Source organism: Streptomyces sp. NPDC044719 (assembly GCF_056433405.1).
Genome location: NZ_JBWKHE010000008.1, coordinates 497,957 through 519,179 on the forward strand (window position 1 = coordinate 497,957; position 21,223 = coordinate 519,179).

At 71.5% G+C, this 21,223-nt stretch carries 16 protein-coding genes; 4 read left to right on the forward strand and 12 right to left on the reverse strand.

Annotated elements, in window-relative coordinates:
- Window positions 1-152: 152 nt before the first annotated feature.
- The 4 genes from AC07DF_RS31710 to AC07DF_RS31725 form a co-directional block, all read right to left on the reverse strand.
- A complete protein-coding gene (locus AC07DF_RS31710) occupies window positions 153-2,129 on the reverse strand; it encodes an ATP-dependent DNA helicase (protein WP_478979101.1) in 1,977 nt (658 codons plus the stop codon).
- 145 nt (window positions 2,130-2,274) lie between these two features.
- Window positions 2,275-2,895: a GNAT family N-acetyltransferase gene (locus AC07DF_RS31715; RefSeq protein ID WP_478979104.1), complete on the reverse strand. Its 621-nt coding sequence runs from the start codon at window positions 2,893-2,895 to the stop codon at window positions 2,275-2,277.
- An 81-nt stretch (window positions 2,896-2,976) separates the two neighbouring features.
- Window positions 2,977-4,971 carry an IucA/IucC family protein gene (locus tag AC07DF_RS31720; protein WP_478979107.1) on the reverse strand — a complete coding sequence of 665 codons (1,995 nt, stop codon included), beginning with the start codon at window positions 4,969-4,971 and terminating at the stop codon, window positions 2,977-2,979.
- 135 nt (window positions 4,972-5,106) lie between these two features.
- Window positions 5,107-6,540 carry a diaminobutyrate--2-oxoglutarate transaminase family protein gene (locus tag AC07DF_RS31725; RefSeq protein ID WP_478979110.1) on the reverse strand — a complete coding sequence of 478 codons (1,434 nt, stop codon included), beginning with the start codon at window positions 6,538-6,540 and terminating at the stop codon, window positions 5,107-5,109.
- A gap of 332 nt (window positions 6,541-6,872) precedes the next feature.
- Here AC07DF_RS31725 and AC07DF_RS31730 point away from each other — a divergent pair, with 332 nt between their 5' ends.
- Window positions 6,873-8,096: a trypsin-like serine peptidase gene (locus tag AC07DF_RS31730; protein WP_478979113.1), complete on the forward strand. Its 1,224-nt coding sequence runs from the start codon at window positions 6,873-6,875 to the stop codon at window positions 8,094-8,096.
- Window positions 8,097-8,293: 197 nt separating this feature from the next.
- Complete coding sequence (locus AC07DF_RS31735; protein WP_478979116.1) at window positions 8,294-9,496, forward strand: trypsin-like serine peptidase; 1,203 nt, start codon at window positions 8,294-8,296, stop codon at window positions 9,494-9,496.
- A gap of 78 nt (window positions 9,497-9,574) precedes the next feature.
- On the opposite strand, the gene hflX is transcribed toward AC07DF_RS31735, so the two are convergent.
- From hflX to miaA, 6 genes are all read right to left on the reverse strand, one after another.
- A complete protein-coding gene (gene hflX / locus AC07DF_RS31740) occupies window positions 9,575-11,068 on the reverse strand; it encodes a GTPase HflX (protein WP_478979119.1) in 1,494 nt (497 codons plus the stop codon).
- Window positions 11,069-11,194: 126 nt separating this feature from the next.
- On the reverse strand, window positions 11,195-12,721 hold the full coding sequence (locus tag AC07DF_RS31745; protein ID WP_478979122.1) for a M1 family metallopeptidase: 1,527 nt from the start codon (window positions 12,719-12,721) through the stop codon (window positions 11,195-11,197).
- 93 nt (window positions 12,722-12,814) lie between these two features.
- A complete protein-coding gene (locus AC07DF_RS31750; RefSeq protein WP_478979125.1) occupies window positions 12,815-15,025 on the reverse strand; it encodes a RelA/SpoT family protein in 2,211 nt (736 codons plus the stop codon).
- Window positions 15,026-15,320: 295 nt separating this feature from the next.
- Window positions 15,321-16,199, reverse strand: coding sequence for a diaminopimelate epimerase (gene dapF / locus AC07DF_RS31755; protein ID WP_478979128.1), 879 nt, complete (start codon window positions 16,197-16,199; stop codon window positions 15,321-15,323).
- Between the two features lie 158 nt (window positions 16,200-16,357).
- On the reverse strand, window positions 16,358-16,873 hold the full coding sequence (locus AC07DF_RS31760; RefSeq protein ID WP_478979286.1) for a hypothetical protein: 516 nt from the start codon (window positions 16,871-16,873) through the stop codon (window positions 16,358-16,360).
- Between the two features lie 107 nt (window positions 16,874-16,980).
- Window positions 16,981-17,919, reverse strand: a complete 939-nt coding sequence (gene miaA / locus AC07DF_RS31765) for a tRNA (adenosine(37)-N6)-dimethylallyltransferase MiaA (protein ID WP_478979131.1) — start codon at window positions 17,917-17,919, stop codon at window positions 16,981-16,983.
- 182 nt (window positions 17,920-18,101) lie between these two features.
- Here miaA and AC07DF_RS31770 point away from each other — a divergent pair, with 182 nt between their 5' ends.
- Window positions 18,102-18,362, forward strand: coding sequence for a hypothetical protein (locus tag AC07DF_RS31770; RefSeq protein WP_478979134.1), 261 nt, complete (start codon window positions 18,102-18,104; stop codon window positions 18,360-18,362).
- Window positions 18,363-18,389: 27 nt separating this feature from the next.
- The gene (locus tag AC07DF_RS31775) at window positions 18,390-18,713 is read left to right on the forward strand and encodes an antitoxin (RefSeq protein WP_478979137.1); all 324 of its coding nucleotides are present in this window, start codon (window positions 18,390-18,392) and stop codon (window positions 18,711-18,713) included.
- A 128-nt stretch (window positions 18,714-18,841) separates the two neighbouring features.
- On the opposite strand, the gene AC07DF_RS31780 is transcribed toward AC07DF_RS31775, so the two are convergent.
- Both AC07DF_RS31780 and miaB read right to left on the reverse strand, forming a co-directional pair.
- Window positions 18,842-19,564, reverse strand: a complete 723-nt coding sequence (locus tag AC07DF_RS31780) for a class III extradiol dioxygenase subunit B-like domain-containing protein (protein ID WP_478979140.1) — start codon at window positions 19,562-19,564, stop codon at window positions 18,842-18,844.
- 84 nt (window positions 19,565-19,648) lie between these two features.
- Complete coding sequence (gene miaB, locus AC07DF_RS31785) at window positions 19,649-21,175, reverse strand: tRNA (N6-isopentenyl adenosine(37)-C2)-methylthiotransferase MiaB (RefSeq protein ID WP_478979142.1); 1,527 nt, start codon at window positions 21,173-21,175, stop codon at window positions 19,649-19,651.
- Window positions 21,176-21,223: the final 48 nt, after the last annotated feature.

Sequence of the window (21,223 nt, forward strand, 5' to 3'; positions counted from 1 at the left end):
CCGCGTCGGGTGGGCCCCAGCGGGCCCGCCCTCTGACCGGGCCCCGGAACCCCTGCGCCGGTTCCGGGGCCCTGTGCTGTCCGGGGCCGACCGGCACCCGCAGGTCGGCCTGCAGCCGGATGAGTGTCGGGGGCCGGGCCGGCCCCCGACACTCATCCGGCTTCCGTCTCCTGCGCCGCCGCGTCGATCGCCGCCAGCGACTTCCGCACCTGATTGCGGTCGGTCGTGACCCAGAAGTCGGGCATCGACGCCTTGAGATAGCTCCCGTAGCGGGCCGTGGCGAGCCGCTGGTCCAGCACGGCGACCACACCGCGATCGCCCGACGCCCGTACGAGACGGCCGGCGCCCTGGGCCATGAGGAGCGCGGCGTGGGTGGCCGCGACCGCCATGAAGCCGTTGCCGCCCGCGTCCTCCACGGCCTTCTGCCGGGCGCTCATCAGGGGGTCGTCGGGACGCGGGAACGGGATCTTGTCCATCACGACCAGCTGGCAGCTTGGCCCGGGGACGTCCACGCCCTGCCACAGCGACAGCGTGCCGAACAGACAGGCCTTCGGGTCCGCCGCGAAGTTCTTGATGAGCTCGCCGAGCGTTTCCTCGCCCTGGAGGAGGATCGGGAACTCCGGGATCCGGGAGCGCAGTTCTTCGGCGGCCAGCTGGGCGCCGCGCATGGAGGAGAACAGGCCCAGGGTGCGGCCGCCCGCCGCCTGGATCAGCTCCGTGAGCTCGTCGAGCATGTCGGCTCGATCGCCATCCCGCGCCGGGCGCGCCAGGTGCTTGGCGACGTACAGGATGCCCTGCTTGCGGTAGTCGAAGGGCGAGCCGACGTCGATGCCCTTCCACTGCGGGAGGTCGTCGCCCTCGGTGCCCTCGGGGGCGAGGCCGAGGGAGGCACCGACGCCGTTGAAGTCGCCGCCCAGCTTCAGGGTCGCGGACGTCAGGACCACGGAGCGGTCCGCGAAGAGCTTCTCGCGCAGGAGGCCCGAGACGGACATGGGGGCGACGCGCAGGGAGGCACCGAAGCGGTCGTGGCGCTCGTACCAGACCACGTCCCATTCGGAGCCGTTCGTGATCCGCTCCGCCACGTCGTGCACGTTCTCCACGGACGCCAGGGCCTGTTTGCGGATGGCGTCCTCGTCCTGGACGGACTTGTCGCGGGTCGCGCCCATCGCGGAGATGACGGTGCGGCACGCGTCGCGCAATGCCATGAGCGCGTAGCCGAGGTCCTCGGGGATTTCCTCGAGCCGGCCCGGCAGCGCCAGCTCCATCAGCCGTTCGAACCCCTCGGAGGCGGTCTGGAGCTGGTCCGCCGCCTTCTCGTTGACGAGTTTCGCGGCGCGGCGCACCGCGCGGTTGACCTGGCCGGGGGTGAGCTCGCCGGTGGCGACTCCGGTGACCCGGGAGACCAGCTCATGGGCCTCGTCGACGATCAGCACCTCGTGCTGCGGAAGGACCGGGGCGCCCTCGATGGCGTCGATGGCGAGCAGCGCGTGGTTGGTGACGACGACGTCGGAGAGTTTGGCCCGCTCGCGGGCCATCTCGGCGAAGCACTCCGCCCCGTACGCGCACTTCGAGGCGCCCAGGCACTCCCTCGACGACACCGACACCTGGGCCCAGGCCCGGTCCGAGATACCCGGCGTGAGGTTGTCCCGGTCCCCGGTCTCGGTCTCATCGGCCCAGTCGCGCACCCGCAGCAGATCCTGACCCAGCTTGCTGGTGGGCGCGGCCGCCTCGAACTGGTCGAAGAGGCCTTCCTCCTCGTCCTGCGGGACACCCTCGTGCAGACGGTGCAGGCACAGGTAGTTCGACCGGCCCTTGAGCATCGCGAACTCCGGGCGGCGGCGCAGCAGCGGGTGCAGCGACTCGACCGTTCTCGGCAGATCGCGCTCCACCAGCTGGCGCTGCAGGGCCAGGGTGGCGGTCGCGACGACCACACGCTCCCCGTGAGCGAGCGCGGGCACCAGATAGCCCAGTGACTTTCCTGTGCCGGTGCCGGCCTGGACCAGCAGGTGGGAGCCGCCGTCGATCGCTTCCGCGACGGATTCGGCCATGGTCACCTGACCGGGGCGCTCCGTACCGCCGACGGCAGTGACGGCGGCATGCAGGAGTTCGGGGAGTGAGGGCTTCGTCATAGCGCGACCACCCTACGACCCGGCACTGACAAACGGGTGATCAAGGCGGAGGCGGGGGACGGGATCAAGACCTTGGACTCCTCGGCGGGTGGGAACCACAGCGTCACGCGCCGCGTTCAATGAGTGATGGTGCGGTGACACAGCGCTACAGCAGATGCCGGAGGGACCGGTCTCGGACCATGAGGGCGGCCCGCTTCGAGGGCAGGTCGACCTCGGCGGAGAACCGGAAGCCGGCAGTCAGGAAAGCGGCGATGGAGGGGGTGTTGCGAATGTCGGGCTCTGCGATGACGCGTGCGCAGGAGGGCCGCTGCGCGAGAGCGAGATCGGCTACGGCTCGCAACAGCAGACCGCCCAGGCCACGCCTCCGGTCGGCGACGGCACCGACGAGGAGGTGGAGTCCCGTGTCATGAGGCCGGGCGGGATAGTGGCGGGCCAGCGGGTCGAGGTCCGCCCGGTAGATCTCCCAGTAGCTCATCGGCGTTCCGTCCAGCACGCCGATACACGGGACGCTCCGTCCGTCGTCGGCGAGCTGGGCCCGTAGATGCTCCTCGGTCACCGTCTGCGGTCCGGACAGCTCCCAGAACGCCGCGGCAGGGTCGTTCATCCATCGGTTGATGAGCGGAAGGTCACGGTCGACGCGCACTGGGACGAGGCGGAAGACGCCCGCGGAAGTGTCGGCCGGGCCCCAGTGGGCGACGCGGTCGAGGAGGTCGGCCGTGACGGGAACAGCGGTGCCGGCGTCGGTCATGGGGTCGGCGAAGGGCACCGAACGCTCCTCTCGGTAAGGGGGTGGGGCAGGTCCTCAGGGATGAAGGAGATCGGTCGTGGTCAGAGACGGCAGGGGCGGTCAGGAGTGCAGGGGGTTGGCAATGGTGACGTAGACGGACTGGGTGTCGACCGGGCCGACGAGTTCGTCGAGGCCGTGCAGCCGGGTCAGCAGGTTGGCCTTGCAGCGCAGGACCGGTGAGTCAAGCAGGCGGGTGGGCAGCGACGTGCGCAACCGGGCCGGACCGGAGGCGGCGTTTCCGAGGAAACGGCGGAAGGCGGCGAGCAGCAGCCGCTCGTCGGCCAGCCCCTGGGAGCCGAACGCGCCGATGAGGCCGAGGACGTTGTTGACGGCCAGGTAGTACACGAAGCGCTCGTCGGCGACCTCGTCACGGACGAACGTGTCGCTCTGCTCTCCGATGCCGGGCAACCGGGCATCCAGCTCCGTCCGCCGGGACTCGCGGAAGTAGTAGCCCTGGTTGTCGCGGTAGCGGCCGCCCGTGGGCCAGCCCTCGGCGTCCATCAGGAGCAGGGTGTTCTGCTGGTGCGCTTCCAGGGCGATGCCGGCCTCGGCGTCCAGCCACAGGACGGGGCGCACGACATGCTGGAGGTAGCGCAGGAACCACTCGGCGGCAACGGCTCCCTGCGGTCGGCCGGTCCGGCGGGCGAGGCCTGTGACGACCTCGGCCAGCCTGGACCGGAGTACTGGGCCTTGCGTCTCCGGGCGGTCCGGAACGGCCCCTGGCCCAGCCGGGGAGCTCGGGCGAGGCGAGACGAGTCCGGCGACGCAGGAGACGTCGTCGGAGGGGGCGAACGGGTTGTGGCGGATCACCACGTCCAGGCCGGGCAATGGCGCGCCGTCGGCATCGTCGACAGCCAGCCAGGCCGGGTCACGCACGATGTCGAAGCCCGGGTGCACGGCACGCCACTGTTGCGCGAGACCGCCGCGGAGCAAGCGGTGGACCTCGACGCCCCGGCGGAGTTCCTTACGGAGGTTCTCGCGGCGGGAGTTGGTGATACGCAGGCCCAGCGACAGCTTGAGCATCGCGGGGGCATCGGTTCGGTAGACGGTTCGTACGGAGGAGGTGGGCTGCCAGGGAGCGCCGTGCGTGCCGAGGTCACGGAGCAGCCCCGAGTCCAGCAGGGCAGCCGTCTCCGGACGGTGCCGGACCTCGCGCACCTGCCAGGGGTGCAGGGGCAGCAGGGAGTACCCGTCCGGCAGCGACAGGCCGGTCCCCGCCAGGCGTGCGGTGAGCCGGGCGGCGGGGACAGGGCGGCCGCGTTCGGTCCAGGCGGAGTCGGTGGCGAGGACGGAGGGAGCGACAGCGAGCCAGTGCAGAGGGAAGCAACCGCGCGACTCGGGTGAGTACAGCCGTGCTTCGGTCTCGGAGAGGCCCTCGCGGCTCTTCGGGGACGGGTGCAGAGGGTGTCCGAGGACGAGTGCCTGCTCCGCGGCGAGGAAGAGGTCAGGGCCGTCGGCCGGATGTTCCCGGCGATCACTGACGAAGGTGGCGACACGGCGTAGGGAGTCGGCGACACCTGCGACCAGCGCGACGCATCCTGGACCGTCACCGCCACCGTCACAGGCACCGGCACCGGCACCGGCACCGGCACCGGCAGCGCGGCCGGCCTCGGGGCTCTCCGCGAACGTCTCCCTGGTGAGCAGGGCGGCGACTGTGACGGCATCGGCCGGCGAGGCGTGTTCGGGGGCTTCGGCCAGCTGTGGCTGGCCGAAGCGGTGCCAGCCCGTCGGGGACCAGTAGCGGACCGGGGCGAGGAGGGCCGTGCCGCTGGCGGGCAGGGGGATGCGGAGGATCCCGTCGGCAGGGGCGGGCTGGTCGTTCTCACGCACCCAGCAGCGCAGCAGGTTCTCCACGGCGGCCGCTTGGGCGGCGATGTGCGGGTCGGGGTGGTCCAGGAGGTCGATGACGGGTCCGGCGTTCAGCCCCTCCGCGGGACGTGCCCCGGGCCTCGGGGCAGGGACCACCGGCTCGCCAGGCACGCCCGGCAGCCGGGCGTCGACCGCCCCCTCTCCCCGCATCGCGGCGTGTTCGTCGGGCTCGGGGATGGCGTTCAACACGGTTACCTCGCGGGGTGGTTCAGGGTCGTGCGGTCGGGGCGGGCGAGCCGAGGAGTGTTACTCGGCCGGCTGGTCGGAGCCCGAGGCCCAAGGCGTGCGGGCTCACCACGTGCACCCGCACGGCATGGAGGCTCACGGCGTGAACGGCGCCGCTGCCGCGCCCCCAGGGCACCGAGCGGCCGCTCGGACGGCGTCGGCCAGGCGGTCCAGCACGGCGGCCGCCTGTTCGTCGGTGATCGTCAGTGGCGGCAGCAGTCGTACGACGCTCGCGTGACAGCCGCCGAGTCCGACGATGAGGCCGCGGCGCAGGCACTCCCGCTGTACCGCGGCGGCCAGTCCGGGGGCGGCGGGAAGGGGCCGGGGCGCACGGTCCGGCATCACCGACGCTCCCCCGGCTCTCCCCTCGGGATCCACGAATTCCACCCCGATCATGAGCCCCTTCCCTCGCACATCCCCTACACAGGGGAACTGGTCTGCCAAGCCTCGGAGTCGGCCCAGCATGCGCGCGCCGAGAGTCGCGGCGCGCTCGGCGAGGTCGTTCTCGCGGACGTGGGCGAGAGTTGCCGTGCCGGCGGCCATGGCGAGCTGGTTGCCGCGGAAGGTGCCGGTGGGAGCGCCTGATTCCTCCGTGTCGAGGTCGTCGCGGTGAACGACGACGGCCAGCGGCAGGCTGCCCCCGATGGCCTGGGAGAGGACCATCACGTCGGGGGTCACTCCGCTGTGTTCCACCGCCCAGAAGGCGCCGGTCCGCCCGACGCCCGTCTGGATCTCGTCGGCGATCAGGAGGACGGACCGGTCGGCGGTGAGCTGCCGCATGCGCCGCAGCCAGGCGTCCGGTGCGGGGATCACCCCGCCCTCGCCCTGGACGGGCTCGACGATCATCCCGGCGGGGAGGGGCACCCCTGACCCGGGGTCGTCGAGGACGGACTCGGTCCAGCGGGCGGCGAGGTCGGCCCCGGCCTCTCCGCCGACTCCGCACGGACATGGGGAGTCCTGCCGGTAGGGCAGGCGGGTGACCCGTACGTCGTGGGCGCCCGGGGGCGTGTCGGGCAGCCCGGCGGTTCCTCCGTGGCAGGCGCCGGTGAACGCGATGAGGCCGGTCCGCCCGGTCGCCGCGCGGACGAGTTCGCAGGCGGTCTCCACGGCGTCGCTGCCGCCCGGTCCGCAGAAGCGCACCCGGGCCCGGCCGACGAGGCCTGGCGGCAGGGTGTGGAACAACTCGGTGATGAAGGCGTCCTTGACGGGGGTCGCCAGGTCGAGGACGTTCAGGGGCGCACCGGAGTCCAGGACCTTGCGGATGGCCTCCAGGACGACGGGGTGGTTGTGCCCGAGCGCGAGCGCGCCGGCGCCGGAGAGGCAGTCAAGGTAACGGCGGCCGTCGGCGCCCTCGATGGTCATTCCTCGCGCCCGCACCGGGACGATCGGCAGGGCCCGGGCGTAGGTCCGGGCAGCGGACTCGCGCGCGGACTGGCGGCGCAGAATCCCCTCCTGTGCGACACGCGTTCCTGGTGCCCTGTCGTCGTCGACCGCACCACCGGGGAGGGTTCTCACCGGCGTACGCCCCACAGCGGCCTCCTCTGACGCACATCCCCCACGGGTGGATTCCGCCACGACTTCCCTGACCTCCCACTGGGCACGGGCATAGAGGACCGCACACAGACAGCAGACCCCCCACCGCTACCAACCCCGGACCGCTCACCGGGTTACGGGTTGCTTCAAGATCCTTTCCGTGACGGAACTGTTGCGGTTCCGTCGGACTGCCCCCACAGCCACCGCATAGTGTGTGGTGCCGTTCCCGGGCGCCGGGAGGTCGGCCCGAACTCCCCGCGAGTTCGGTGGACACCGCGCCCGAGGCGCCGGTTCGTGCCAGTTCGTTTCACATCAGGGGGAGTCAGATCATGCGATCCATACGGCCGTCGTCCACCACCAGCCGAGGGGGGTGGACGCGCCGCAGGAACTCCCCCGTGCTGGTGGCCGTGACCCTTGCCTCGACGCTCGCGCTGACCGCCACCGCCTGCGAGTCGGGCGACGCCGCGGCGGGCGGTGAGGCCTCCGCGTCCGCCACCGCCTCCGACGACGGCAAGCTCAAGATCCCGGACGACATCAGGGACCGGCTCCGCGAGCACGGGATCGACGTCGACAAGTGGAAGAACGGCGCCTGGAAGAACTGGGACCGGGACGACTGGCTGCGCGAGGCCAACGAGTACATCAACCCGATCATCGAAGGCCTGTGGAACCCGGACCGCATGCGGGAGGCCGAGGAGCCCGACCAGGGCGTGGACGACAGCGATCTCGCCGGTGACCAGGGCGTGACCGACCCCACGCCCGAGCCCGTCGAGGCGCAGGCCGTGCCGCCGTCGTACCACGCCAACGCCCCCACGGCCGGGAAGGTGTTCTTCGACTCCCCCAAGGGTTCGGCCGTCTGCTCGGCGACGGTGGTGAAGGACCCCGCCCACCCGGGCAAGTCCAACCTGGTGTGGACGGCGGGCCACTGCGTGCACGCGGGCCAGAAGGGCGGCTGGTACCGCAACATCGCGTTCGTTCCGTCGTACAACGACGACGGCAAGCCGGTCGCGGAGCTGCAGAACGCCACCCGGGAGGACGTGGCTCCCTACGGAGTCTGGTGGGGCGACTGGGCGCAGACCTCGGACCAGTGGATCGAGCAGGGCGGTTCGACGGGCGGGGACGGCGCCGCGTACGACTTCGCGGTGATCCATGTGACGCCGGAGAAGGGCAGCGGCGGCAAGTCGCTGGAGGAGATGGTCGGTTCGGCGCTGCCGGTCGACTTCAAGGCTCCCGCCGTACCGAAGACGAAGAGCGTCACGGCGATCGGTTACCCGGCCGCGCCGCCGTACGACGGGCAGAAGCTCTACCGGTGCCAGGACCGGCCCGGCCGGCTGTCGGTCACGGCGTCGGATCCGACGATGTACCGCATCGGCTGCACCATGACCGGCGGTTCGTCGGGCGGCGGTTGGGTCGCGCCGGGGCCGGACGGCAAGCCGGCGCTGGTGTCCAACACCTCGATCGGCCCGGTGACATCGGGCTGGCTGGCCGGACCGCGTCTCGGCGGCGAGGCCAAGGGCGTGTACGACTCGGTGAGCGAGAAGTTCGCGGGCCACTGACCGCAGGCCGGTCAGCGCGGTGGCGGGGCCGGGGGCTCACGGAAACCTTCACCGGCCCACCGCTGTTCGCACCCAACTCCACGGGCATAGTGGGGAGTCACGCATCCGAGGCCACATCGCGGCCTCTGCGTGACAAGCACATGACATTCACAAGCGGCAGCACCTTTTCTGCACGCACCAACGGGGGTCATCGCACCATGCGTTCCACACGTACGTCCTCGGTACCGAGGCGCGGGCGGCGCACCGTCCTCGCCGCCACCGGGCTCGTCGCCGCCCTGGCGCTCACGGCTACCGCCTGTGACGGTTCGGCGGACTCGGCGAGCGACAAGCCCGACGCCACCACCTCGCAGGCCGCGGACGGCGGCGGCAAGGTCCGGATCCCGGCCGACCTCGCGGGCAAGCTCAAGGAGCACGGGATCGACGCCGACCGGTGGAAGGACGGGGGCTGGAAGGACTGGGACAAGGACAAGTGGCTCAGTGACGCCAAGGACTTCGTCAACCCGGTGATCGAGGGCCTCTGGAAGCCCGACCGGATGCAGTCCGCGAAGGAGGCCGACAAGACGGTCACCACCAAGGACGCGTCGGCCGGTCAGGGCGTCAGCGACCCGGATCCGGCGCCCGTCCGGGCACAGGCGGAGAAGACGCCGTACCACCGGAACGCGGCGCCGGTCGGCAAGGTCTTCTTCGACTCCCCCGACGGCCCGGCCGTCTGCTCCGGCACGGTCGTCAAGGACGTCAACCATCCGGGCAAGTCCAACCTGGTGTGGACGGCGGGCCACTGCGTGCACGCCGGCGGCAACGGCGGCTGGTACCGCAACATCACCTTCGTCCCCGCCTACAACGACTACGGCAAGTCCGAGGCGGAGCTGACCAACGCGAACCCGACCGAGATCGCCCCGTACGGCAACTGGTGGGCGGACTGGGCCTCGACCTCGAACCAGTGGATCAAGGGCGGTTCGGAGACCGGCGGCGAGGGGGCCGCGTACGATTACGCCGTGCTGCACGTGAAGCCCGAGCGGGGCAGCAAGTCGCTGGAGGAGACGGTCGGCGCCGCGCTGGACGTGGACTTCTCCGCCCCCTCCGCGGCCCAGGCACGCAAGATGGGCGCCTGGGGCTACCCGGCCGCGCCGCCCTACAACGGCCTGAAGATGTTCAAGTGCGTCGACATCCCCGGCCGGTTCTCGCTCAGTGCGACCCTGCCGACGATGCACCGCATCGGCTGCACCATGACCGGCGGTTCGTCCGGCGGCGGCTGGTTCCGGGTGCTGAACGGCAAGTCCGTGCTCGTGTCCAACACCTCGATCGGCCCGGCCGACAACACCTGGCTGGCGGGCCCGCAGCTGGGCCGCGACGCCGAGGCGCTCTATCAGAACATGAGCAAGACGTACGGCGGTCGCTGACCGAAGCACGCCGAAGGCCCGCTCCCTGCGGACAGGGAGCGGGCCTTCGGCGTGTTTGCTTGCGCGCTTGCGCTTACGTCAGAGCGCCGGTGCCGGAGCGTACGGCGCGAGCTCCGCCGCCAGCTCCTCGTGCACCCGCACCTTGAGCAGGGTGCCCTCCGGGGTGTGCTCCTCGGAGATCACCTCGCCCTCGTCATGGGCACGGGCGACCAGCTTGCCGTGCGTGTACGGCACGAGCGCCTCGATCTCGACCGACGGGCGCGGCAGCTCGTTGTCGATGAGCGCGAGCAGGGCGTCGATGCCCTGGCCGGTGCGGGCCGAGACGGCGATGGACCGCTTCTCGACGCGCAGCAGCCGCTGCAGGGTCAGCGGGTCGGCCGCGTCGGCCTTGTTGATCACGACGATCTCGGGTACGTCGGTGGCCCCGACGTCCCTGATCACCTCGCGCACGGCGGCCAGTTGCTCCTCCGGGAACGGGTGCGAACCGTCCACCACGTGCAGGATCATGTCGGACTCGCCGACCTCCTCCATCGTGGAGCGGAACGCCTCGACCAGGTGGTGCGGCAGATGGCGGACAAAGCCGACCGTGTCGGCCAGCGTGTACAGCCGTCCGCTCGGGGTCTCGGCCCGGCGCACGGTCGGGTCGAGGGTCGCGAACAGGGCGTTCTCGACCAGCACGCCCGCGCCCGTGAGGCGGTTGAGCAGCGAGGACTTGCCGGCGTTGGTGTAGCCCGCGATGGCGACCGAGGGCACCTTGTTGCGCTTGCGCTCCTGGCGCTTGATCTCGCGGCCGGTCTTCATCTCCGCGATCTCCCGGCGCATCTTCGCCATCTTCTCGCGGATCCGCCGCCGGTCCGTCTCGATCTTGGTCTCACCGGGACCACGGGTGGCGAGGCCGCCGCCCTTGCCGCCGCCCATCTGCCGGGACAGCGACTGACCCCAGCCGCGGAGCCTCGGCAGCATGTACTGCATCTGCGCGAGCGCGACCTGTGCCTTGCCCTCCCGGGACTTGGCGTGCTGGGCGAAGATGTCCAGGATCAGGGCCGTACGGTCGATGACCTTGACCTTGACGACGTCCTCGAGGTGGATGAGCTGGCCCGGGCTGAGCTCACCGTCGCAGATGACGGTGTCCGCGCCCGACTCGAGGACGATGTCCCGCAGCTCCTCGGCCTTGCCGGAGCCGATGTACGTGGCCGCGTCGGGCTTGTCGCGACGCTGGGTGACACCGTCGAGCACGAGCGCGCCGGCCGTCTCCGCGAGGGCGGCGAGCTCCGCGAGGGAGTTGTCCGCGTCCTGCACGGTTCCCGAGGTCCAGACGCCGACGAGCACGACCCGCTCCAGGCGGAGCTGGCGGTACTCGACCTCGGTGACGTCCTCGAGCTCGGTGGAGAGGCCCACCACACGGCGCAGGGCCGCGCGGTCGGAGCGGTCGAACTGGTCGCCGTCCCGGTCTCCGTCGATCTCGTGGCTCCAGGCGACGTCCTCTTCCATCAGGGCATCGGCCCGAAGACCCTCGGGGTGGCTCTGCGTGAAGCGCTTGGTGTCCTGGGAAGGGGAAGAAGAGGAGGTCATTGGATCCTTACGTAGCTGGGAAGCCGTTCACTGTTCAGAACGCACGAGCACTCCGGGAGATTCCCGGCGCTCCGTGCCGCGCCGACCCGTCGATAGTCGCACGGCACGGGGCGTCTCGTCACCGTGTTATCGGGCGGCCCCCGGCGCGGGCGCGCTCTGCTTCGCGGGCACAGCCGGTTTCGCGGACGCCAGAGGCTTCCAGTCAGGGTGTCCCGGCATCGGCGGGGTCTTCTCGCCGTACAGCCAGCTCTTGAAGAAGCCGCTCAGGTCGCGCCCGGAGATCTCGGAGGCGAGCCGGACGTAGTCCGCCGTCGAGGCCGTGCCGTCCCGGTAGCGGCCGACCCAGGCGCGCTGCAGGCGGTCGAAGGCGGGGCCGCCGATCTCCTCGCGCAGGGCGTACAGGACGAGCGTCGCGCCCTCGTACACGTTGTGCCGGAAGATGCCGGTCTTGCGGCCGGGCTCGGGAACCTTCGGGGCGGCGGGCGGGCCGCCGACCGTCCGCCAGCCGTCGGAGGAGCCGTACGCGGCCTTCATGCGGTCCCGCATCGGCTTGCCGCCCCGGGCCTCGGCGTACATCGCCTCGTACCAGGTGGCGTATCCCTCGTTGAGCCACAGGTCCGACCAGGTGCGGGGGCTGACGCTGTCGCCGAACCACTGGTGGGCCAGCTCGTGGACCATGATCGACTCGACGTACCACTCCGGGTAGGCGGACTGGGTGAAGAGCTCCCGCTCGAAGAGGGAGAGCGTCTGGGTCTCGAGTTCAAAGCCGGTGGAGGCGTCCGCCACGAGCATGCCGTACGTCTCGAAGGGGTAGCGGCCGAGCTTCCTCTCCAGCCAGGCGATCTGGGCGGGAGTCTTCCTGAGCCAGGGTTCGAGCGCCTTGCGGTCCCGGGTCGGCACGACGTCCCGTACGGGCAGCCCGTGCGGGCCGGTGCGGTGCAGCACGCTGGAGCGGCCGATGGAGACCTGGGCGAGCTCGGTGGCCATGGGGTGATGGGTGCGGTAGATCCACGTGGTCGAAGCGTCGGACCTGGCCACACCGGCGGGCAGACCGTTGGACACGGCCGTGAGGCCCTTGGGTGTGGTGACCCGGATGGTGAACATCGCCTTGTCGGAGGGGTGGTCGTTGCAGGGGAACACCCGGTGCGCGGCATCGGCCTGGTTGGCCATGGCGAGGCCGTCCGTGGTGCGTACCCAGCCGCTCTCACGGCCCTTGGCGGACACCGGGTCGCTGGTGTGCCGCACGGTGATCCGCATCCAGTCGCCCTCCGGCACGGCTTCCTGGGGCGTGATCACCAGGTCCTCGCCGGCGGTGCTGAACCCGGCGGGCTCGCCGTCGAGCTCGACCGAGTCGACCGTGCCGTTGGCGAAGTCGAGATTGACGCGGTCCAGGTCGGCGGTGGTCCGGGCCTTGATGGTGGTGACGGCCCGCAACGGCCGGCTGTTGCTGCCGGGATAGGTGAAGGAGAGGTCGTACGACGTCACGTCGTAGCCGGGGTTGCCCAGGTACGGGAAGAGGCGGTCGCCGACGCCGAGCGGGACGACGGGGGCACTCGCGGCGACGAGGCAGACGGAGACGGCCGAGGCGAGCAGCGCAGCGGTCGTTCTCCGACGACGCGAACGGGGGGCCTGGTTCTGGGGGGTGAGGAGCATGCCCCACGGCTATCAGCGCAGGCGAGCAGGGTGGGGACGGCGCGCGTCCGGCCGGTCCGGGGCTCACCCGCCCGGCCGTCCTTCCGTACCTGCTCAGCCGCCCGGTGCCTGCGGCTGCGCCCGGCTGACGTCGTACACCCCGGCCACGTCGCGCATAGCGCGCATGAGGGCGGGCAGGTGGGCGGCGTCCGGGAGTTGCACGGTGTACGTGTGCCGCACCTGCTGCTGGGTCGGGGGTTCGACGGTCGCGGAGACGATCTCGGCGCCTTCGAGGGCCATGGCCTCGGTGAGGTCCGCGAGCAGATGGGGCCGGACGAACGATTCGGCGACCAGTGTGACCCGGCACTCGGTGGTGTCGCCCCAGCGCACGCCGACCTCAGGACGCCCCGTGTCCTTCATACGGGCCACGGCGGCGCACTCGACGCGGTGCACCGTGACCGCTCCGCCGCGTACGGAGAAGCCGGTGATCTCGTCGGGCGGTACCGGCGTACAGCACCCGGCGAGCCGGACGGCCGCGTCGGGCAGGTCGGCGAGGACGTGGCCGGTGGCGGGGCGGGCGGACGTCTGTTCGGGAGCCGGCCCGTCCGTGGCGGAGGCGTCGCCGGTGGCGGGCCGGGGAGCCGCCGCGCGATCCTCGGCCTGCCGGTCCTCCTGGGCCTCGGTCTCCCGGGCCTCGGTCTCCTGGGCCTCGGCCTGCGCCGGGTGGGCGGTCAGCCACCGTTGGATGGCGATCCGGGCCGCGGGCGTGTGGGCGTGCTCCAGCCACTCCCGGGACGGCTCGGACGCCGGGTCCTGGCCCATGAGGAGCTGGACGGTGTCGCCGTCCTTCAGGACGGTGCTGAGCGTCGCCAGGCGGCCGTTGACCCGGGCGCCGATGCACGCGTGCGCGTCCTCGCCGTACTGCGCGTACGCGGCGTCCACGCAGGTCGCGCCGTCGGGCAGGCCGATCGTGCCGCCGTCGGGCCGGAACACGGTGATCTCGCGGTCCTGGGCGAGGTCCTCGCGCAGCGTCGACCAGAAGTGGTCCGGGTCGGGCGCCGCCTCCTGCCAGTCGAGGAGCCGGGAGAGCCAGCCGGGGCGGGTGGGGTCGACGCGCTCGCCGTCGGCAGGATCGTCGGGGGCCGGTGCGTAGGGGTTGCCGAGGGCGACGACGCCGGCCTCGGCGACCTTGTGCATCTGGTGCGTGCGGATGAGGACCTCGACGACCTGGCCGTCCTCGCGCGCCACGGCCGTGTGCAGCGACTGATAGAGGTTGAACTTCGGTACGGCGATGAAGTCCTTGAACTCGGAGACCACGGGCTTCATACACGTGTGCAGTTCGCCCAGGACGCCGTAGCAGTCGGCGTCCTCGTTCACCAGGACCAGGACGCGGCCGAAGTCGGAGCCGCGGAGCCGGCCGCGTTTGCGGGAGACCCGGTGCACGGAGACGAAGTGGCGGGGCCGGATGAGGACTTCGGCCGGGATGTCCGCCTCGCACAGCACGGTCCGCACCTCGTCGGCGACCTCCGCGAGCGGGTCGTCCGCGCGAGCGGCGTTGCGGACGATCAGCTCCCTTGTGTGCGCGTACTCGTCGGGGTGCAGGATCGCGAAGACCAGGTCTTCCAGTTCGGTCTTGAGCGCCTGGACGCCGAGCCGTTCGGCGAGCGGGATGAGCACGTCACGTGTCACCTTGGCGATGCGCTCCTGTTTCTCGGGGCGCATGACGCCGAGGGTGCGCATGTTGTGCAGCCGGTCGGCGAGTTTGATCGACATGACACGGACGTCGTTGCCGGTGGCGACGAGCATCTTGCGAAAGGTCTCGGGCTCGGCGGCGGCGCCGTAGTCGACCTTCTCCAGTTTGGTGACGCCGTCGACGAGATAGCGGACCTCCTCGCCGAACTGGTCGCGGACCTGGTCGAGCGTCACGTCCGTGTCCTCGACGGTGTCGTGCAGCAGGGACGCGGTCAACGTCGTGGTCTCGGCGCCGAGTTCGGCGAGGATCAGGGTCACGGCGAGCGGGTGCGTGATGTACGGCTCACCGCTCTTGCGCATCTGCCCTCGGTGCGAGGACTCGGCCAGGACGTAGGCGTGGCGCAGGGGTTCGAGGTCGGCGTCGGGGTGGTGGGCGCGGTGGGCCTCGACGACGTGGCTGATGGCGTCGGGCAGCCGGTCGCGGGCGGCGGAGCCGAGGAGCGCGGCGCGGCCCAGGCGGCGCAGGTCGATCCGGGGACGGGCCTTTCTGCGCGGGGCCGTCGGCGTCACCGGTGATGACACCGCGCCCGGCATCGGGCCTGGGGTCACGGAATTCGTGGCCTCCGCACTCATGGGCACCTCCGGCTGCGTGGACCGGCGGACGGGTGCCCCTGGGCGGACACGGCTCACGGGGCGACTTCGGTCCCCCGTCCGGGCCGGTGCTTGATGCTACCGAGCCCACCACGCCCGGCTGACCGCCTCTCGCCGAGCGTGAAACTGATCACCCATTCGAGGGATGAATGTGAGGTTTGTGCCCCGTTACGTCGCGAGCGTGACAATCACTTTTCCGCCAAGTGGCCGATTTTCACGGCGGTTTCGAGTCGAGTGGCCGAGCGCGAGCGGGTGTTTCGGGCCGATCGCCCCCTGCTCACGCGCCGATGGAGGTTTCCAGCCAGACCGAGTCGATCTCGCCCTCCGCCACGATCACGGCCGGGCCGGTCATCTCGATCTCGCCGTCGGGCCGCTCGGTGATCACCAGGGTGCCGCCGGGGACGTCCACCGTGTAGGTCGCCGGGACGCCGGTGGCCGCCGGGTCGGCACCGTCACGCCGGGCAGTGGCCACGGCGACCGCGCACGCGCCCGTACCGCACGAGCGGGTCTCGCCGGCACCGCGCTCGTGCACGCGCAGCGCGACATGCCGGGGGCCGCGGTCGATCACGAACTCGACGTTCACACCGTCCGGGTAGGCGGCGGCCGGGCTGAAGGGCGGCGGGGAGAGCAGGTCACCGGCGTGGGAAAGGTCGTCCACGAAGGCGACCGCGTGCGGGTTGCCCATGTTGACGTTCCGCGCGGGCCAGCTGCGCTCACCGACGCTCACCGTGACGTCGCCCTCGGGGAGCAGCGCCCTGCCCATGCCCACGGTGACGTCACCGTCCTTGGCGATGTGCACGGCCTTCACGCCCCCGCGCGTGGCGACGGCGATGTCCCCTTCGGTCACATGCCCGGCGCGCTGGAGGAAGCGCGCGAACACCCGCACGCCGTTGCCGCACATCTCCGCGATCGAGCCGTCGCCGTTGCGGTAGTCCATGAACCACTCCGCCTCGGCCGCCATGTGCCGGGCCTCGGGGTGCGCGGCGGACCGCACGACGTGCAGCAGTCCGTCACCGCCGATGCCCGCGCGGCGGTCGCACAGGGCGGCGACGGCGGCCGGGGGCAGGTCGATGGCGTTCTCGGGGTCCGGGACGATCACGAAGTCGTTCTCGGTGCCGTGGCCCTTGAGGAAGGCGATCCGCGTGCGCGTGCTCATGCCTCGATCGTACGGGGCGCTCCGCGGGGAGAGCCGGATCGGGGCGGTGCGGTCCCAGTGCGGTCCGTCGCGGGCTGCGGGTGCGTCGTGGCTGGTCGCGCCCACGCGGCGGAGCCGCATATTCGACGCTGCCCCGCGCCCCTTTGGGGGCGCGTGCTCTAGCGGAGCCTCGCCACCCGCCAGACGGCGAGGATCACCACGACCGCCACGACCAGAGCGTACGCGAGTACGACGCGCCAGTCCGGTCTGCGGCCGGAGCCGCGGGCCGGCAGGCCCGGCCAGGTGTGGCCGACGCGGCGGGCGGCCATCATTCCCCAGCCGGCCGCGCACGAGCAGATCAGCAGTCCGAGCATGGCGATGACGGCCCCGCTGTCGCCGAAGTCGAAGGCGAGCGGGAACGCGAACATCAGGGAGCCGAGTGCGGCCAGGCCGACGATGGGCGCGAGCTGCCAGATGCGGAGCCGGCGCTGCGGGCGCAGCTCGACCTCGACCTCCTCCGCGAACATCTCGTCGGGCTCGGGGCCGTCGTCCGTCACACCCTGCGTCTCGTCGTCGGGCCCGTCGGAGCTGAGACGGTCCGTCTCCTGCTCGGGGCCGTCCAGGCGCTCCGGTTCATCCCGGTCGGCGGTGATGTGATCGGTGCCATGTGCGGTGTCGCGAGGGCCGGCCTCCATCGCCACGCGCCCTCCCAACTAGGACTCACTCGGTCGATCGAAGCTCGATGATGGCACGCCGCCGGAGGCCCGGATGACGGCCTGGGCGTCCCGATGCCATGACGTGATCAGGCTGTAACCGGTCGTTCGACCAAGGACAGCGCGAGCTGCGGAAGTTCTGTGAGATCGGCCGCAGCCCCACTCAACCAGTGCACCCGAGGATCGCGCCTGAACCATGAATCCTGACGGCGCGCGAAGCGCTTGGTGGCACGCACGGTCTCGGCCCGGGCTTCCTCGATCGTGCACTCCCCGGCGAGCGCCGCGAGGACCTGCTGGTAGCCGAGCGCGCGCGAGGCCGTACGCCCTTCTCGCAACCCCTGCGCCTCCAGTGCGCGCACCTCGTCCACGAGTCCGGCGTCCCACATCCGGTCGACCCGGCGTGCGATGCGCTCGTCGAGTTCGGGGCGGGCCACGTCGACGCCGATCTGGAAGGTGTCGTAGACGGAGTCGTGACCGGGGAGGTTGGCGGTGAAGGGCCTTCCGGTGATCTCGATCACCTCGAGGGCGCGGACGACCCGGCGGCCGTTGCTCGGCAGGATCGCGCGAGCGGCCTCGGGGTCGGCGGCGGCCAGGCGGGCGTGCAGCGCGCCCGAGCCGCGCAGGGTGAGTTCCTCCTCCAGGCGGGCGCGGACCTCGGGGTCGGTGCCGGGGAACTCCATCTTGTCGACGGCCCCGCGCACATACAGTCCGGAGCCGCCGACCAGGATCGGCCAGCGGCCCTCGGCGAGCAGCGCGTCGATCCGCTCCCGGGCGAGACGCTGGTACTCGGCGACGGACGCCGTGACGGTCACGTCCCAGATGTCCATGAGGTGGTGCGGGACGCCGCCGCGTTCTTCGGGCGTCAGTTTGGCGGTGCCGATGTCCATCCCTCGGTAGAGCTGCATGGAGTCGGCGTTGACGACCTCGCCACCGAGACGCTGGGCCAGGAAAACGCCCAGATCGGACTTTCCGGCCGCGGTTGGTCCGACGACGGCGATGACGCGGGGGGCGGGGGGTGCACTGCTCACCGAGACAGTCTCGCAAACCTCGAACCCCGCTCTCGAACGAGTTACGTGACGCGACGCCTGTGGGGTCGTTGCCCGTTGCGAGGTTCCTGCCGCCGGATCACAGCGGCGGTGGCCCGGGCCGCGCAAACGGACGCACCGGGCAACGCGGGATTTCGCCCGCACGAGTAACGTATGGAGTGGATATGGGCGTTTTTGCACGACTTCTCCGACGGTCGAAGACCACGGCTGAGGCGCCTGCCGCCGAGGCTCAGACAGACACGGCGAAGACCGGTCCCGAGGCGGAGGAGGCGGCCGAGGCCCCGGAGGCGAAGGGGGCTGACGGAGTCACGGAAGCGGCCGAGGCGAGTGCCGAGGCCACCGAGGGCGAAGGCGTCGACATCCCCAAGCAGCAGTCCACCGACAAGGCTGCCGACAACGAGGCCGGCGAGGGCGCCCGTACGTGACCGCCCCGCGCGAGGGAAGGTGAAGCGATGGGTCTCCTGGACAACGTGAAGGCCAAGCTGGGCCCGGCCAAGGGCAAGGTCTCGGACCTCGCGCAGCGGCACGAGGGCAAGGTGCACCACGGTCTCGAGAAGGCCGCGCACGCCGTCGACAAGAGGACCAAGGGCAAGTACAGCGACAAGATCCAGTCAGGCACGGGCAAGGCCAAGGGCGCCATGGACCGGCTCGCGCACAAGGGCGACCACGGACCGGACGCGACCGGCACGGCACCGCCGCCGGATGCGGGCGGTACGACACCCCCGCCGAACGCGGGCGGCACCACCCCGCCGAACGCGCCACCGCCCGCTTCCTGAGCGCGCGTCGACGCATTGACTCTCTGAAGGCAGCACTTCTGAACGCAGCACTGAAGGGCACATCGGCGGACGGCCGCGGAGCACGAGGGCTCCCGGCCGTCCGCCGTATCCGTGCCTCGGCGCCCGGTCTACGACCAGGTGGCCACGAGGTATCCCACCCCGTACGGCGCGTCCTCGTACAGCAGCGCCCCCTCGAGGTCCGCGCCCTCGGCCGCGCCCGCCAGGACCTGCCAGGGAGCCCGGCCGGACGCCTTCAGCTCGTGCGCCAGCCGGGTGTCCAGGGCCGTGAGGGCGGCCGTGTCCGCCGCGCCGAGTGCTCGCGCGACCTCGGCGTCGAAGGGCGCCGCCCGTTCGTCGAGATAGCCCGGGGCCTTGAGCGTCCGGCACGCGCTGGCGTCCCCCATCACCAGCAGCGCGACCCGGTCGGCCCGTGCGGCGACGTCCCGTCCGGTCCGCGCACACCTCTCGGGCGTGGCGGGTTCCCCCACACCGAGCCCCTCGACCGGGGCGCCGGACCACCCGGTCCGCTCCAGCAGCCAGGCGGCCACCGCCAGCGAGTACGGCAGCCGCTGTTCTCCGCGCGGGCCCGGGGCCGGCCCCAGCCGTACGTCGAGATCGACTCCGAAGCTCCGGAACGAGCCCCGTGTGCCCTCCGGGTAGGTCCCGGGTCCGGCGCCCTCCACCGTCCCGCCCGGCCCGAGGACCACGAGCCGGTCGGGCCGGGCGGCGGCGAGCACACCCAGGGCGTCCGTGCAGGCGGCCCGCGCGGCGTCCAGCTCCGGTGCGGCGCCCGCGGCTACCTCGGGGACCAGAAGCGGCGGGCAGGGGCAGACAGCGGCGGCGACAAGCATGATCGGCAGGGTAACCCCGGGGACCCACTGGCACGCATCCCGCGCCCGGCGAACCAGGCTGTGGGTCTCCCGAGGCGGGACCGGTCAGTCCAGGCCGCAGCCGCTCGTCGCGACCGGCAGCGGCTCGGGCACGCCGATCTTCGGCAGGCCGAGCAGCACTCCCGCCGACTGGGCCGGCTTGCCCGACTTCTCGGCGTTGCGCTTCTCCCAGGCGTCGCCCGCGCGCGTGCGGCGCACGTCGAGCACGGCGCCCTCGGCGAGGAGGTGGTGCGGAGCGGCGTAGGTGATCTCGACCGTCACCACATCGCCGGGGCGGACCTCCTGGTCCGGCTTGGTGAAGTGGACGAGCCGGTTGTCGGGGGCGCGGCCGGACAGGCGGTGGGTGGTGTCGTCCTTGCGGCCCTCGCCCTCGGCGACCATCAGCTCCAGCGTGCGGCCGACCTGCTTCTTGTTCTCCTCCCAGGAGATCTCCTCCTGAAGGGCGACGAGACGCTCGTAGCGCTCCTGGACGACCTTCTTGGGGATCTGGCCGTCCATCTCGGCGGCCGGTGTGCCGGGGCGCTTGGAGTACTGGAAGGTGAAGGCCTGGGCGAAGCGGGCCTCGCGCACCACGTGCAGCGTCTGCTCGAAGTCCTCCTCGGTCTCGCCGGGGAAGCCCACGATGATGTCGGTGCTGATCGCCGCGTGCGGGATGGCGGTGCGGACCTTCTCGATGATCCCCAGGAAGCGATCCTGGCGGTAGGAGCGGCGCATGGCCTTCAGGACCGGGTCCGAGCCGGACTGGAGCGGCATGTGCAGCTGCGGCATCACGTTCGGCGTCTCGGCCATGGCGGCGATGACGTCGTCGGTGAAGTCACGCGGGTGCGGAGAGGTGAAGCGGACGCGCTCCAGGCCGTCGATCCTGCCGCAGGCGCGCAGCAGCTTGCTGAAGGCCTCGCGGTCGCCGATGTCGGAGCCGTACGCGTTGACGTTCTGGCCGAGCAGCGTGATCTCGGAGACGCCCTCGCCGACCAGGGCCTCGATCTCGGCGAGGATGTCGCCGGGGCGGCGGTCCTTCTCCTTGCCGCGCAGGGCCGGGACGATGCAGAAGGTGCAGGTGTTGTTGCACCCGACGGAGATCGACACCCAGGCCGCGTAGGCGCTCTCACGGCGCGTCGGCAGCGTCGAGGGGAACTCCTCCAGCGACTCGGCGATCTCGACCTGCGCCTCCTCCTGCACGCGCGCGCGTTCCAGCAGGACGGGCAGCTTGCCGATGTTGTGCGTGCCGAAGACGACGTCCACCCAGGGCGCCCGCTTCACGATGGTGTCGCGGTCCTTCTGCGCCAGACAGCCGCCGACCGCGATCTGCATGCCGGGGCGGCTCGCCTTCTTCGGCGCGAGGTGGCCCAGGTTGCCGTACAGCTTGTTGTCGGCGTTCTCCCGCACCGCGCACGTGTTGAAGACGACGACGTCCGCCTCGCCGTCGGAGCCCTCGGGGGCGCGCACATAGCCCGCGTCCTCCAGCAGACCGGACAATCGCTCGGAGTCGTGGACGTTCATCTGGCACCCGTAGGTGCGTACCTCGTACGTGCGCGTGCCGCCCACTGACTGGCTCCGGTCGATGCTGCTCATGGGGACAAGGGTAGGCGGTCGCCGGAAGTGGCTCGGTCGCCTGTGGAC

Bases quoted from the DNA above. Each gene is read 5' to 3' on its own strand.
- AC07DF_RS31710 (WP_478979101.1), bottom strand. From the start codon at position 2,129: ATGACGAAGCCCTCACTCCCCGAACTCCTGCATGCCGCCGTCACTGCC.
- AC07DF_RS31730 (WP_478979113.1), top strand. From the start codon at position 6,873: ATGCGATCCATACGGCCGTCGTCCACCACCAGCCGAGGGGGGTGGACG.
- AC07DF_RS31735 (WP_478979116.1), top strand. From the start codon at position 8,294: ATGCGTTCCACACGTACGTCCTCGGTACCGAGGCGCGGGCGGCGCACC.
- hflX (WP_478979119.1), bottom strand. From the start codon at position 11,068: ATGACCTCCTCTTCTTCCCCTTCCCAGGACACCAAGCGCTTCACGCAG.
- AC07DF_RS31745 (WP_478979122.1), bottom strand. From the start codon at position 12,721: ATGCTCCTCACCCCCCAGAACCAGGCCCCCCGTTCGCGTCGTCGGAGA.
- AC07DF_RS31750 (WP_478979125.1), bottom strand. From the start codon at position 15,025: ATGAGTGCGGAGGCCACGAATTCCGTGACCCCAGGCCCGATGCCGGGC.
- dapF (WP_478979128.1), bottom strand. From the start codon at position 16,199: ATGAGCACGCGCACGCGGATCGCCTTCCTCAAGGGCCACGGCACCGAG.
- AC07DF_RS31760 (WP_478979286.1), bottom strand. From the start codon at position 16,873: ATGGAGGCCGGCCCTCGCGACACCGCACATGGCACCGATCACATCACC.
- AC07DF_RS31770 (WP_478979134.1), top strand. From the start codon at position 18,102: ATGGGCGTTTTTGCACGACTTCTCCGACGGTCGAAGACCACGGCTGAG.
- AC07DF_RS31775 (WP_478979137.1), top strand. From the start codon at position 18,390: ATGGGTCTCCTGGACAACGTGAAGGCCAAGCTGGGCCCGGCCAAGGGC.
- AC07DF_RS31780 (WP_478979140.1), bottom strand. From the start codon at position 19,564: ATGCTTGTCGCCGCCGCTGTCTGCCCCTGCCCGCCGCTTCTGGTCCCC.
- miaB (WP_478979142.1), bottom strand. From the start codon at position 21,175: ATGAGCAGCATCGACCGGAGCCAGTCAGTGGGCGGCACGCGCACGTAC.